Below are 14,165 nucleotides of genomic sequence, written 5' to 3' on the forward strand. Positions count from 1 at the left end.
TTTCCATATACATTTGATTACTTTTTAACAAAAAAAAGAGAGCCCGCCACTTGGCAAGCTCTTCGATAATTACTTCTTCACAATCGGTACCCAAGCCTCGCACCGGTAGTCCTCTGCCGTCGTATCGCCCGGCGGATAGATTTCCAGCTCCGGCGCTCCGGAAATTTCATAGCCCGTTGCCGGAAACCATTCTTGAAAAATGCGGCCAAATACGTTCTGGATCGCTCCGGGGAGCGGTCCGACCGAGGTGAAGATCGCCCAGGTGGAAGCAGGGATTGTTTTTACGGAGAATCCTTCCGTTGCGGCTTCGGGGCCGGCTATGCCTGCAATCGTATAAGTCATGGTCTCGTTGTCCGGCTGCATCTCGACGACGCCCAGCAAATTCTCGTCCGCTCCCAGGGAAGCAAGCTTGGTTATCGTACCGTCACGATGACATTCCTGCCACAGTTTATGGATGTGTTGCGATTGTTCTCCGTTCTGACACGTTACTTCAATGGACTTGCCGACAACCGTAAAAGCCTCTTTTTCCGCAATGCGGTAATCCATATCTTTGTCTCCCTTCAGTGATAGATGGAAGGAGATGCGGGGAAACGCTTTAAGGCTGACGCCCGGATTGCGGGCCTCCGACGGCGATATGCCGTGGATTTTGCGGAACGCTTTGGAGAACGACTCCGGAGAGTCGTAGCCGTATTTCAGCGCGACGTCCAACACCTTGGCGGAAGTCGTGGCCAGCTCTTGCGCGGCCAAGGTCAATTTGCGCTTCCGCATATACTCGGCCACGGTCATTCCGGTCAACATGTGAAACATGCGTTGAAAATGGAACGGGGACACGTAAGCGGCTTTGGCAATTTCCTCGATATCCAGCCTTCCGTCCAACCGCTTTTCCATAAGATCAAGCGCTTCTTTCATCCGGATCAGCCAATCCAACTGCATTCGCCTCCTTCGTACCTTATCGTAACACCGAATAACCGATCGATCCTGTCATTGCGTGCTTTCCGCAGACAGGTTGCCTGTACGTTTAATCTTAACAAAATCTTGCGGTTTCCAACAGCGCGGTGTACTTTGATATAAAATGAGCACGAACGGAGGATTCTATGCAGCTTATCGCCGTGATCACGATGCTGACGGATCACATCGGCGCCGTTTTCTTTGAAGATCAGGCGATATGGAGAGTAATCGGCCGAATCGCCTTTCCGATCTATGCCTATGGCATCGTAATGAGGTACAGGCATACGAGAGATTTGAAAAGCTACAATGAAGCGTCTGCTCATCTGGCCGTCCTTGCGATGATCGAGCCGATCGTCACGTTATACCGATAGCTTGGCAATTCCTTCTCCCAGAGAATCGGATGATTCGATCCTGGGAGTTTTTTTGTTATGGGGATCGGTCGCCAAACAGGTATATTTATCATAAAATGGAATAATATGGACTTTAGCTGGTGGAGCGCTGCGCTTAGGTCCGAACCGGCTAACGATTCCAAGCAGATTGGAAATCGAAAAAAAAGGAGGACAAACCATGTGGAAAAAAGTGGCGGTTTCGGTCAGCATCCTTGTCGTTCTATGCGTTGGAGGTGCGCTTGTCTATTTACAGATCCATGCGGGAGCTCCTCCGCACATCGATGCGTCGAAGCGCGAGCTCTGGCAATCGGAAGGGTACAATTACATTCTTGAAATGGACGGCAAGGATGTCATCGTTTATAACTACACGAAGGATAGCCTGCTCCCCTTTGGCTACGGGCGAATCGATAAGGACGGGATCATTTATATCGATAAGCTTCACGGCAACCCGCTGCTGAATATCATGCTCTGGAAAACGGCGCCGATGGGTCAGTTTCAGAACGGGACTTTGACGGAAGAGACCGGGGACGTGAAACGGTATAAGAAAATCGCCGAGCTGCCCAAAGTAAAAGTCAACGCGTTTACGAAAGACCCGGTCCAAAACTTCGAAACGTTCTGGCAAATTTTCGACGAACGATTCAGTTTGTTCGGGATCGCACAAGTAGATTGGAAGCAGGTGTACGACGAATACCGGCCTAAAGTCACGAAACAGACGTCCGAGGAGGAGCTTCGTCTCCTGTTTAAAGAAATGATCGGAAAGCTGAACGACGGACACACGATGATTTTTTCCGGCTTAACAAGCACGCTTTCGCGGGAGAAAGGAGAGCGGGAGAAGCTTTATGCCGACAACGCAAAGCCAATGCGGAAGAACATCCTCGACTACCTTCGGGGGCCGCTGCAGAGCCGGTTGAATGAACGGATTCAATACGGAAAAACGGAAGATGGCATCGGTTATATTGCCCTGAACGGGTTTGGTGAGTTCGACATGAAGGAGATCGATAGGGCTCTGGCGGATGCAGCCAAGGATCTTGCCGGGAATCGCGGGATCGTCATCGATTTGCGCTTTAACGGCGGCGGGACGGACGCCTTCGCTCTGGCTGTTGCGAACCGGTTTGCCGACAAGAAGCAGCTGGCGTTCTCGAAGCATGCGCGGAGCGGCGGCTATGAGCAATTTTTCGCGCCGACGCCGATTTATATCAAGCCGCAGGGGGAGAGCATCCCGGCCGACAAGATCGTCGTCATGACCAGCCAGGTCACCGCCAGCGCCGCGGAGATCGCAACGATGTCCTTGAGAGAGATCGACCGGGTGACCGTGATCGGCGAAACGACGAGAGGCATTCATTCCGATGCCATGATGAACATTTTGCCGAACGAGTGGATCCTCTTTCTCAGCGCCGAACAATATATGGCTGCCGACGGCAAAGTCTACGAGCGGATCGGATTGAAGCCGGATGAAGAAGTGCTGATCCGCAAGGAAGATATTCAAGCCGGGAACGACCCGGTGCTGGCGAGAGCCGTCGAACTGCTGAAATCGTAGCGGAAGGCGCTGCCTGTCTTCATCCGATAATGATTTTCCCTTCCGGGTATCGGTACAGCTCTTTTTTCGGATTCGGCTGCAAGGCGAACGCCAGCGTTACCAGTCCCACCCTGCCGATAAACATGACGCAGATCAGCAAAATTTTGCCGGCAAACGTCAAGTCGGCGGTCAACCCCATGCTGAGGCCCACCGTACCGAAGGCCGAGGTCGTCTCGAACAAGATTTTCAGAAAATCTTGGTCCTGGAAGGTGGACAGCAGCATCGTCGCGAAGGCGAGGAACAATACGGCGGTCAGCGTGAACGTGACGGCTTTGTAGATGTCCTTCGCGGGCAGACGATGGCGGAACAGCACAACATCTTCCTTGCCGCGCAGCATCGCAACGAAAGCCCCGACCAGGATGGCGAACGTCGTGAGCCGGATGCCCCCTCCGGTGGAGCCGGGAGCCGCGCCGATGAACATCATGACGATCATCAGAAACTGCGTCGCGGTCCGAAGCTCGGCGATGTCAAGCGTGTTGACGCCGGCGGAACGCAAAGTCATCGACTGGAAGAAGGAGGCGACGAGTTTCGTGTCCCAAGGCATGCTGCCCAGCGTCTTCGCATTGGTGAATTCGAAGATCAGAATGAGCACGGCGCCCGTCAGCACCAGAATGCCGTTCGTCGACAAGACGACCTTGCTGTGCAAGGACAGCTTGCGGGTCTTGGGAAATTCGATCAGCTCCGAGATGACGACAAACCCGATTCCGCCGAAAAAGATGAGCATCATGGAAACGAGATTGATGCCGAGATCGTTGACGTAGGGCGTTAAGCTGCGGAATCCGCCGAACAATTCGAAGCCCGCGTTGTTGAAGATCGACACGGAATGGAAGAGGCCGAAATAGGCGGCCCTCCCGAGCGGCATCTCCTGCGACCAGCGCAGCATGAAATAGAGCGCCGCGATCCCTTCGATCGTTATCGAATACAGGAATACCCGGATGATCAGTCGGACGATGCCGTCAATGTTGGCGTGGTTCATCGATTCCTTCAATAAAAGACGGTCCCGCAGCGAGACCCGGCGCTTCAACGCCAGCGTGAACCAAGTGGCCATCGTCATGAAGCCGAGACCGCCCAACTGCACCATCAGCAGCATAACGATCTGCCCGAACAATGAAAAATGAACGCCGGTATCGACAATAATCAGCCCGGTGACGCAGGTGGCCGACGTTGCCGTAAACAAAGCGTCGATATACTTCATGGACTGCCCGTCCGCAGATGCGGCCGGCAGGGTTAGCAGAAGAGAGCCGATGATAATAATGAGAGCAAAGCCCCCCGCCAATACGCGCGGCGGGGTTATTTTGATAAATTTGGATTTGGCCGGAGTGCGCACCGGATTCACCTCAAGGTCGTATTCCCACGGTTGTTGTCATGGCTTCCCATATCATAGCACGGGATGATGCGGATTTCACTATGCGCAAGGGGAACATGACCCGGAAAGCTTATGCGGCTGCCGCTTATTTCGGTTCCGGCTCCGGCGTCTGGACATACCCGAGCTGCCTCGAAATATCCAGCGCGGCACGCTTGACTTTCTCGCCGATGGCAGGGATGTCGTGGATCGGAAGCTCCGTCCGCAAAGCGGTGATGCTGACCGCCGCCTTGAGCTGCCCGTAATGATCGAATACCGGGGCCCCGATGCAGCGTACTCCTGCCTCGCCTTCCTCGTCCTCCACGGCATATCCCTGCCTGCGAATCGCCTCGATTTCGGCCGTGAAATCGTGGACGTTCGTGATCGTCTTCTCCGTTTTCTCCGGCAGTCCTTTCTCGCGGATCGCCTGCTCCAGCAGGTCCTGCGGCATGAAGGCGGCCAGCGCCTTGCCGACGCCCGAGGCGTGAAGCGGCTGCCGCTGCCCGATATAGGTGGCGAACTTGACAAACGCCTGGCTCTCCACCTTCTCAATGTACATCGGCTCGAGGTTGTCGAGGACGGCGAGGTGTACGGTAAAGCCCGTTTCTTCGAGCAGCCGCTCCATGGACACCCGGGCCGCGGTGCGGATATCGATCCGGTTCAGCGTGGACAAGCCGATATTGATGAATTTGGAGCCGAGGCTGTACTTGCCGTCGGGGCTCTTGATGATATATTGATGCTGCTCCAGCGTATTGAGAATGAAGAAAACGCTCGTTTTCGGGATGTCTACGAGCTTGCACAAGTCGCTGACGCCGACAGGCTCCTCGCGCTGGGACAGCGTTTCGATGATGGCAATCGCCTTCTCCAATGCGGGGACGTTATATTTTTTATCCGTAGCCATGATCGTTCCGCCTTACTGATTTATTTTAAACAATATTTATAATACAAAAAGGCGGCTCCTTACGTCAAGCGCTGCTATGATCCATGGACAAGTACCGGGATTTTGGCGAAGACGCATAGAGAACATGCGGTTTATGCCGTTAACTCCGTAGTGGAGCAGGATCGTTATGCCTTTAAAATACCGTATTGACAAACAAACGGGAAGCGTTTACTTTTTAATTAAATAGTGTTTTGCATATTAAACGATATTCAAGAAATGAGGAGTGATTCCATGAACGGATTACAAACGGACGCCTCGCGAGCACTGTACGAACGGGCGCTGCGCTACACCCCCGGCGGCGTACATACGTCGATTCGCAATGTGGCGCCGCATCTTATTTTTACGGAAGCGGAAGGCGCTTACATCTACGATGCGGACGGCAACCGCTACATCGATTACCAAGCGGCCTTCGGGCCGTTCGTCCTCGGACACCGTCACCCTTACGTCACCCAACGGGTCGTAGAGGCGCTGGAGCGCACCGATCTTTATGGCGTCGGTACGACGGATCTGGAGATCGAGCTGGCGGAGAAAATTTGCAAACATGTCCCGTCGGCGGAATCGGTGCTGTTTTGCAACTCCGGCTCGGAAGCGACCTACCATGCCATCCGGCTGTCGCGGGCGGTGACCGGACGGGTGAAGCTGATCAAGTTCCAAGGCTGCTATCACGGCTGGCATGATTATGTCGCTCGCAATATGCTCAGCGCATGGGACATGATCGGCAAGCGCGATCCGGGCTCCGCCGGGATGATGGACGAAGCGGTCGACCATACGCTGATCTGCACGTTCAACGATCTGGACGACGTGCAGCGGACGTTCGAAGCGAATCCGGGCGAGGTTGCGGCGCTGATCGTGGAGCCGGTGCCGCACAACATCGGCTGCGTGATGCCGCAGCCGGGGTTCCTGCAGGGGCTGCGGGAGCTGTGCTTGCGGTACGGCGCGGTGCTGATTTTCGACGAGGTCATTACCGGCTTCCGGCACGACATCGGCGGCTACCAGAAGGTATGCGGGGTGACGCCGGATCTGACGACAATGGGCAAAGCGATGGCTAACGGCTTTCCGATCGCGGCGGTGGCCGGCAAAAACGAGCTGATGATGCGCTTTAATACGAATCCGGGCGGGGACGTCTGGTTCGCGGGAACGTACAACGGCCATGCCGTCGGCACGGCGGCCTCGATTGCGACGATCGGGCTGATGGAGACGGCCGGCGTGCATGAGCACATTTTCCGCTTGGGCGAACGAATGCGGCAAGGGATTCGCGATATCCACGAGCGGATGGGCATTCGGGCGTATGTCGCCGGCTTCGGGTCCGTCTGGACGACATATTTCATGGACCGCGAGCCGCTGAATTACACCGATCTGAAGGACAACGACGCCGAATTGTACGTGTCGTACCGTCGGAAGCTGATGGAGCGGGGCATCTTCAAAATGCCGATGAACATCAAGCGCAATCATGTCAGCTTCAGCCATACCGAGCAAGATATCGACCATACGCTTCAGTGCATCGAAGACGTGCTGAAGGAGCTGCGCGGCGAAGGAAAGCTGTGAGGCAGGGAAGCGCGCAGATGAACGGGCGGGTTATAATATGGACAAACGATGTGGGGAGGAAGCACACGAGATGATCTTCGATTGCCATACGCACGTATTCGGTCCGGGCCAGTTCGGCGGAGCTACGCTGGCCGCGGCCAAGCGGGCTTGGGGAGACGGACAGGAAATGCTCGTGACGCCGGAAGGACACTGGGAGCTGTTCAAGGATATCGCCGGTGCGATCGTGCTGGCCTTCGACGCCCCGGCCACCGGGCTCAACGTGCCGAACGAGTACGTCGCGGACTACGTAGCCAAGCATCCCGGCAAGCTGTTCGGCTTCGCCAGCGTCGATCCGAACCGGCTGAATGCGGCCAGCCTGCTGGAATCGGCGGTGAAGGAGCTCGGGCTGCAGGGCTTGAAGCTCGGTCCGATCTACCAAAACTTTTACCCGGAGGCGAAGGAGCATTTCCCGCTCTATGCGAAGGCGGACGAGCTGGGCGTGCCGATTCTGTGGCATCAGGGCACGTCGTTCGTGCCGGAAGGGTACCTCGACGCTTCCCGTCCGGCAGCGCTCGATCCGATCGCCCGGGCGTTCCCGAATTTAAAAATGGTGATCGCCCACATGGGGCATCCTTGGGTGGACGAATGCATCGCCGTTGTCCGCAAAAACCCGAACCTGTACATGGATCTGTCGGCGTTGGGCTCCCGTCCGTGGCAGTTTTACAATGCGCTGGTGTCGGCTTGCGAGTACGGCGTAACGCATAAAATCTTGTTCGGATCGGATTATCCGTTCTTTACGACGCAGCAGATGATCGACGCGCTGCGGAACATCAACCGGTTCACCGAAGGCACCTCGCTTCCGCAGGTGCCGGAGCAGGTCATTGAAGATATTTTGCATCGGAATACGCCGGAGCTGCTTGGACTTGTATAGAAGCTGCGGCAAGGCTTTTTGAAACGCTGCGGAGCATGGATCCGGACGAAGGACGAAACGCGTGCGGGGCACGCATGAAGGAGACGGAAGCGCAATGGCGGAACAATCGGACAACGGAAAACGCAGGGGCGAAGCCTATTTTGCCGACGAAGGGCTGTGGGGGTTCATCCACCGCTCGTTTACCAAATCGATGGGATATACGGAAGAGGATCTCGCCAAGCCGGTCATCGGCATCTGCAACACGTTCAGCGAGCTGAACAAATGCCATTCCCATTTCAACGAGCTGGTCGATTATGTGAAGCGGGGCGTCTGGCAGGCCGGAGGACTCCCGATGGAGTTTCCGACAATCTCCATCGGCGAGCCTTACGTCAAGCCGACGACGATGCTGCTGCGCAATCTGATGGCGATGGATACGGAGGAAATGCTGAAGGCGCACCCGATCGACGGCGTCGTGCTGATCGGCGGCTGTGACAAAACGGTGCCGGCCCAACTGATGGCCGCCGCCAGCGCCAACATTCCGGCCATCGTGCTGACGGGCGGGCCGATGCTGAACGGGCGGCTGAACGGCCGCAGTTTGGGCGCATGCACGGATTGCTACCAATTTACGCTGGAGCATAAGGCGGGCAATCTCAACGATGAGCAGCTCGCAACAGCGGAGAACGCGATCTGCCGCAGCGACGGTCACTGCATGGTGATGGGAACGGCCAGCACGATGGCTTCCATCGCCGAAGCGCTCGGCATGGCGCTGCCGGGCTGCGCGGCCATTCCCGCGCCGGACAGCCGCAGGCGGCATATGGCGGAACGCACCGGCAGGCAGATCGTCAACCTCGTGAAGGCGGACATTCGGCCGCGGGAGATCATGACGGAGGCGGCGCTGGAAAATGCGATCCGCGTGACGATGGCCAGCGGCGGGTCGACGAATGCGATCATCCACCTAGTGGCGATTGCCGGTCGCCTCGGCATCCGGCTCCCGCTGGAGAAGTTCGACGACATTGCCGCGGCGACGCCGTTCCTGCTCAATCTGCGGCCTTCCGGCCAATACCAGATGGAGGAATATTTCGAGGCCGGTGGTGTCCCGGCGCTGATGAAGGAGCTGGAAGGGCTGCTGCACGGCGACTGCCTGACCGTGACTGGACGTTCCGTCAGCGAAAATCTGCGCGGCGTGGAGGTGCTGGACCGCAGCGTAATCTACCCGCTGGACCAGCCGCTCGATCCGCAAGGCGGCATCGCCGTGCTGCGCGGCAATCTGGCGCCGGACGGCGCGCTGATCAAGCAGACGGCGGTCTCGCCGCATCTGAAGAAGCACCGGGGGCGGGCGGTCGTGTTCGAATCGCCGGCCGATCTCGAACGGCGCATCGACGATCCGGAGCTGGACGTGGATGAAAGCAGCGTACTGGTGCTCAAGAATGCCGGGCCCAAAGGTGCTCCGGCGATGCCGGAAATCGGGCAAATCCCGATTCCGAAAAAGCTGCTGCTGCGCGGCGTCCGCGACATGGTCCGCATCTCCGACGCCCGGATCAGCGGCACGTCTTACGGCGCGCTGATCGTCCACGCCGCCCCGGAAGCGGCGGTCGGCGGTCCGTTGGCGCTCGTGCAGGACGGGGACATGATTGAGCTGGATATCGCCGCCCGGCGGTTGCATCTCGAGGTGGAAGCCGACGAGCTGGCGCGCCGCCGGGAGCAGTGGACCGCGCCCGCGCCGCATTACGACCGGGGCTACGGGCTGCTGTATATTGAACGCGTCATGCAGGCGGACAAAGGGTGCGACTTTGACTTCCTCGTCCCGAAGGAGCTGCGGAAGTAGGGGGCCGGGGTTTCCCGGCCTCTACAGGCCAGCCTGAGCGGACGGATTGGCGTTACACATTTGAGCGTACAGGGGGCACCGACGATGAAGATGAAGGGGACAAAAAAAGCGATGACCGGCGGGCTGGCTGCCGTTCTGCTGGTTTCCATGGTAAGCGCTTGCTCAAACGAAGGGCAGCCGGCGAAGGGCGGCGAGGCGGACGGCAAGAAGTCCGTCACGCTGTACATGCTGGTTGCCGAATCGCTGTTCAACGGCAAGGTGGACGAGTTCGTCAAGAAATACGAGTCCCAGAATCCGGGCGTGACGATCAAGGCGGAAGTGATGCCCGACGGCAATATTTTCGACTCGCTGAGGACGAAAATATCGACCGGCGACGTGCCTGATCTGTATCAGATCAACATCGGACACGTCACGACGAAGCTTGCGGACGAGAGCGGATACTTGTACGATCTGAGCCCGCTCAGCTCTACCCGGAACTACACGGAATCGATCCGCCAAGCGTCGATGTATAACGGCAAATACGCGGCGTTTACGCTGGGCGTCGGCGTGCTTGGCCTCAATTACAACAAGAAGATGCTGGCCGATATCGGATATGCGGCCCCGCCCAAGACGTGGGAAGAGTTCATGGACGCCGGGAAGAAGCTGAAGGCTAAAGGCAAAGACTTAATTGTATACGCTTCCAAATGGGAGACATCCATCGCCAATGTGTTCCACTGGACGTTCGGGAATTACGCTTTGAAGCATGAGGAGTTCAAAAAAGCGTATTTGTCCGGAAGCGTCGATTGGAGCAAGCCGGAGAACAAGGCGCTGCTGGGCGAAGGCTTCGAGCGGTTTAAGGAGCTGAACCAGTACGTCCGCCAGGGCAGCTTTACGAACGAATACGCGATTGCCCAGCAGGCGTTCGCGAACGGAGAGGCCGCCATGCTGCTCGGAGGCACTTGGGAAGCGGGCGCGATCCGGAAACTGAACCCGAATCTGGAATGGGGCTTCGCCAATCTCCCTTACGCGCCGGATCGCGAGAACGGAGTCATCTTCGTGCCGGAGGACGGGCTTGCGCTGAATGCGAAGTCCAAGAACGTAGAGGAAGCCGCCAAGTTCGCAAACTGGCTGTTCTCGAAGGAAACGTACGGTGAAATCTTGAAGGTCAAAGGCAACTTCCCCGCCATGCCGGGCGTCGGAGAGCTGGACCCGGCGTATGCGGACGTGCCGAAGTGGCTGGAAACCGGACGCATTATCTCCTTCGCCAACACCGGACCGGTTCCGGGACCGGCTTGGATCGCCTTGGGACAGGCCGCGCAGGAGTATACGTATGGCGGCGATGCCAATAAAGCCGCCGAACGGTTCGTTAAAGAGTACGACAAAGCCAAGTCCAAATAACAGGCCCGGCAGCTCTGCTTTGACAGGAGAAGAGCGCAGGGCGGAAGACCGCCGGTTGCCGCCGCTCTGCGCTTCCTTGCCGCCAATCTTCGCCGGAAGGGGTAGCCATGCAGAAAAAATATGTTATGACCGGACTTCTCTTCGTTACGCCGATTACGCTGATTTTGCTGACGTTTCTCCTTTTTCCGATCGCGCAGTCGTTTTATTACAGCCTGACCGACTGGAAAGGCGTGGGAGCCTACAGCTTCATCGGCTTTAAAAATTATGCGGATATTTTCAAAGAAGACGTGTTCGTGCATTCGCTGTGGCGTACGCTCGCGATCGGCCTATCGGCGGCCGTCCTGTCCAACGTGCTCGGGCTGTTCTTCGCCGTACTGCTCGATCAGCCGCTTCGGACGAAAAAAGCGCTCCGGGCGCTCTATTATATCCCGAACGTCATCCCGATCGTCGTTGCGGCTTTCGTCTGGCGGTACATTCTGGACGCGAACAGCGGCTTGGCCAACCAATGGCTGTCCGCGCTCGCCGGCCGTCCTGTCACCACCGCCTGGGTCGATTCGCCGGATTATGTCGTTCCGACGATCGTCCTGATTACCGTCTGGCAGATGATGGGGCCGATCATCATTATTTATCTCGCGGCGCTGCAGGGCGTGCCGGGCGAGCTGCTGGAAGCGGGGATGCTCGACGGCGCGTCGAGGCCGCGGCGCTTCGTATCCATCGTGCTGCCGATGATTGCGCCGGGCATTACGGTGAACGTGCTGATCGGACTTGCGAACGGCATCCGCCTGTTCGATCTGCCGTTCGCCCTGACGGGCGGCGGACCCGCCAACGCCAGCGAGACGCTCGCCATCCGCATCTACCGGTATGCGTTCCAATCATCGGATATGGCATACGGCATGGCCGCTTCGTTCGTCATGACGATGGTCGTGCTGGTTGTCACCTGCTTTTTCGTCGCACTCTCCAGAAAATACGAACAGGGGGCGCACGGAGCATGAAGCGAAAATCCGCACGATTCGCCACCGAAGCGCTGGCCGTCGGCCTTGCGCTCTTGATTTCGGTACCGCTGTATCTGATTGCCATCAATACGTTCAAGTCGCACGAGCAGATCGTGACCAGCCCGCTGTCCTTGCCCGACTGGTCTTACGGCTTGAAGAATGTGCTGGCGGCCGTGGAACGGATGGACATCCTGCGCTCCTACGGCATTACGATCGGGATCGGTGCGATGTCGCTCGTCTGCTGCATCGTCTTCTCGGCGCTGGCCGCCTATGCCGTGGCCCGCATCCCGCATCCGGTATTCCGGTCGCTGTATTGGTTTTACGTCTCGTGCATCATGATTCCCGTACAGTCGGCGCTGATTCCGCTCGTGTTTTTGCTGAAAAGCCTTCAGCTGCAGGGAACGGTCTACGGCATTTCGCTCGTCTACGTCGCGGTGCTGTCGCCGTTCTGTATCTTCATGTGTGCGGGCTTCGTCCGCGGCATCCCGTTCGAGCTGGAGGAGTCGGCCTATATGGACGGATGCTCGCCGGTACGGACGTTTTTTCAGATCATTTTTCCGCTGCTCAAGCCTGCGACGGCAACGCTGGTCATCCTGCAGTTCATCTACATCTGGAACGATCTGCTGCTTCCGCTCGTGCTGGTCAATACGCGGGATTTTCCGACCGTCAGCGTCAGCCTGTACAAATTTTTCGGAGCGAAGGGCATGTCGGATTTGAGCTTGTTATTCGGAGGCATTACGCTTACGCTGGTGCCGATTCTGGCGTTGTTTTTCGCTTTTCAAGGTTATTTCGTGAAAGGGTTGTCCGCGGGCGCTGTGAAAGGCTGAAGCCGCGAACCCTAATAGAGGAGGAAAATCGATGTACGACAACGATAAGCCATTGTTTGATTTCATGTGCGAAAGCTTGTATTCTGCGGTCATATCCGATACGTTAGACGAACTGGGGTACCGTCATCAGGTGATGAGAGAGGACCTGACGCCGTTATCCGCCGATTGGGTCATTGCGGGGCGGGCGAAAACGATGCTGTCCGTTGACGTGCATCATCTGCCGGAAGATCCGTATGCGCAGGAAATCGCCGCCGTAGACAGCATCCGGCCGGGAGAGATCGTGATCGGCTGCACGAACCGTTCCCGTCAGAACGGGCTGTGGGGCGAGCTGCTCTCGACCGCATCCCAAGCTCGCGGTGCCCGCGGTGCGGTCGTGGACGGTCTGATCCGCGATTCGAAAAAGATTTTGGAGCTGGATTTTCCAGTTTTCGCGACGGGCACGAAGCCGGTCGATTCCCGCGGCCGCGGCTTGGTCATCGAATACGACGTGCCGGTGTTGTGCGGCGACGTGCTGGTCCATCCGGGCGACGTTATATTTGGCGACCGGGATGGCGTCGTCGTCATTCCCGCCGCGGTCGTCGATGAGGTGGTCCGGCTCGCTACGGACAAAGTGACTCGCGAAAATCATACCCGCGACGAGCTGAAGGCGGGCCGCACGCTGCGGGAAGTGTACGACAAATACGGCGTGCTGTAACCAGACGCCGGAGCAACGAAGCAAAGGAGGAGAGGCATAATGAGGCTTGGCGGCAAACGCGCGCTTGTCACCGGCGGCGCCCGGGGCATTGGCAAGGGCATCGTCGGACGTTTTTTGGCGGAGGGGGCAGGCGTGATTGCGCTGGACCAGAACGAAGCCGAGCTGGAGGCATTGCGGGAGGAGTTTGCGGGGCATGCGGAGAGGCTTGCCTTGTCGGTGTGCGACCTGCGCAACCTGGAGCAGCTCGAGCAGGCGGCGGGAGAGGCTTTCGACCGGTGGCAGGGGATCGACATTGTGATCAACAATGCGGGCATTGCGTACCGGGAGCCGTTTCTGGACATCCCGCTGGCCCATTGGGACGCGGTGATGGACATCAACGTGCGCGCCGTGTTCCGGCTGGGCCAGTTGGCCGCCGAACGGATGATCCGGCAGGGGACGGGCGGAAGCATCGTCAATATGAGCTCCAAGAACGGCCTCGCGGGCAGCTCGATGCTGGCGCATTACAACGCTTCGAAAGCCGGCGTCATCCTGCTGTCGCAATCGATGGCTGTCGAGCTGGCCCCGTACGGCATCCGCGTGAACGTCGTCGCGCCGGGCTTCGTGGAGACGCCGCTCGACCGCGAGCTGCGCATCCGGGAAGGGCTGCCGGCCTTTTCCGAGCGAACGCCGATGCGTAGGTCGGCCACGATCGACGAAGTGGCGAACGTCTTCCTGTTTCTCGCGTCCGACGAGGCCAGCTACGTAACCGGTTCCACGATCACGGTGGATGGCGGACATCTCGCAAACGCGAGCGAGTTTTAACCGCAGCGGATCTATGAACC

The 14,165-nt window shown here is 57.8% G+C and carries 13 protein-coding genes; 10 read left to right on the forward strand and 3 right to left on the reverse strand.

The genetic code is table 11. From position 1 onward, the window contains the following. Window positions 1–69 precede the first annotated feature (69 nt). Window positions 70–933, reverse strand: coding sequence for an AraC family transcriptional regulator (locus ET33_RS06445; RefSeq protein ID WP_036678109.1), 864 nt, complete (start codon window positions 931–933; stop codon window positions 70–72). Between the two features lie 161 nt (window positions 934–1,094). Here ET33_RS06445 and ET33_RS06450 point away from each other — a divergent pair, with 161 nt between their 5' ends. Next, window positions 1,095–1,319 (forward strand): TraX family protein, encoded by a 225-nt coding sequence (locus ET33_RS06450; RefSeq protein ID WP_036678112.1) that lies wholly within the window; start codon window positions 1,095–1,097, stop codon window positions 1,317–1,319. A 196-nt stretch (window positions 1,320–1,515) separates the two neighbouring features. Beyond that, the gene (locus ET33_RS06455) at window positions 1,516–2,874 is read left to right on the forward strand and encodes a S41 family peptidase (protein ID WP_036678115.1); all 1,359 of its coding nucleotides are present in this window, start codon (window positions 1,516–1,518) and stop codon (window positions 2,872–2,874) included. Between the two features lie 19 nt (window positions 2,875–2,893). Here ET33_RS06455 and ET33_RS06460 read toward each other — a convergent pair whose 3' ends face one another. Next, a complete protein-coding gene (locus ET33_RS06460; protein WP_036678458.1) occupies window positions 2,894–4,240 on the reverse strand; it encodes a TrkH family potassium uptake protein in 1,347 nt (448 codons plus the stop codon). Window positions 4,241–4,364: 124 nt separating this feature from the next. Continuing rightward, on the reverse strand, window positions 4,365–5,156 hold the full coding sequence (locus ET33_RS06465) for an IclR family transcriptional regulator (RefSeq protein WP_036678118.1): 792 nt from the start codon (window positions 5,154–5,156) through the stop codon (window positions 4,365–4,367). A gap of 270 nt (window positions 5,157–5,426) precedes the next feature. Here ET33_RS06465 and ET33_RS06470 point away from each other — a divergent pair, with 270 nt between their 5' ends. The 8 genes from ET33_RS06470 to ET33_RS06505 all read left to right on the forward strand — a co-directional run bounded on the left by ET33_RS06470 (window position 5,427) and on the right by ET33_RS06505 (window position 14,145). Continuing rightward, window positions 5,427–6,740: an aspartate aminotransferase family protein gene (locus ET33_RS06470; RefSeq protein ID WP_036678120.1), complete on the forward strand. Its 1,314-nt coding sequence runs from the start codon at window positions 5,427–5,429 to the stop codon at window positions 6,738–6,740. Window positions 6,741–6,777: 37 nt separating this feature from the next. After that, entirely contained in the window at window positions 6,778–7,650 is an 873-nt protein-coding gene (locus ET33_RS06475; RefSeq protein WP_235206651.1) for an amidohydrolase family protein, read from the forward strand. A gap of 94 nt (window positions 7,651–7,744) precedes the next feature. Next, the gene (locus ET33_RS06480) at window positions 7,745–9,454 is read left to right on the forward strand and encodes an IlvD/Edd family dehydratase (protein WP_036678126.1); all 1,710 of its coding nucleotides are present in this window, start codon (window positions 7,745–7,747) and stop codon (window positions 9,452–9,454) included. A gap of 84 nt (window positions 9,455–9,538) precedes the next feature. Beyond that, on the forward strand, window positions 9,539–10,831 hold the full coding sequence (locus tag ET33_RS06485; protein ID WP_036678129.1) for an ABC transporter substrate-binding protein: 1,293 nt from the start codon (window positions 9,539–9,541) through the stop codon (window positions 10,829–10,831). A gap of 107 nt (window positions 10,832–10,938) precedes the next feature. Continuing rightward, complete coding sequence (locus ET33_RS06490; RefSeq protein ID WP_036678132.1) at window positions 10,939–11,823, forward strand: carbohydrate ABC transporter permease; 885 nt, start codon at window positions 10,939–10,941, stop codon at window positions 11,821–11,823. Continuing rightward, the gene (locus tag ET33_RS06495) at window positions 11,820–12,650 is read left to right on the forward strand and encodes a carbohydrate ABC transporter permease (RefSeq protein ID WP_036678135.1); all 831 of its coding nucleotides are present in this window, start codon (window positions 11,820–11,822) and stop codon (window positions 12,648–12,650) included. The genes ET33_RS06490 and ET33_RS06495 overlap by 4 nt, the downstream gene beginning before the upstream one ends. Window positions 12,651–12,681: 31 nt before the next feature. Next, on the forward strand, window positions 12,682–13,344 hold the full coding sequence (locus ET33_RS06500) for an RraA family protein (protein ID WP_036678137.1): 663 nt from the start codon (window positions 12,682–12,684) through the stop codon (window positions 13,342–13,344). Window positions 13,345–13,383: 39 nt separating this feature from the next. Then, window positions 13,384–14,145 carry an SDR family NAD(P)-dependent oxidoreductase gene (locus ET33_RS06505; RefSeq protein WP_036678140.1) on the forward strand — a complete coding sequence of 254 codons (762 nt, stop codon included), beginning with the start codon at window positions 13,384–13,386 and terminating at the stop codon, window positions 14,143–14,145. The last annotated feature ends 20 nt before the right edge of the window (window positions 14,146–14,165 follow it).

The organism is Paenibacillus tyrphae (genome assembly GCF_000722545.1).
GTDB classification, from domain to species: Bacteria; Bacillota; Bacilli; order Paenibacillales; family NBRC-103111; genus Paenibacillus_G; species Paenibacillus_G tyrfis.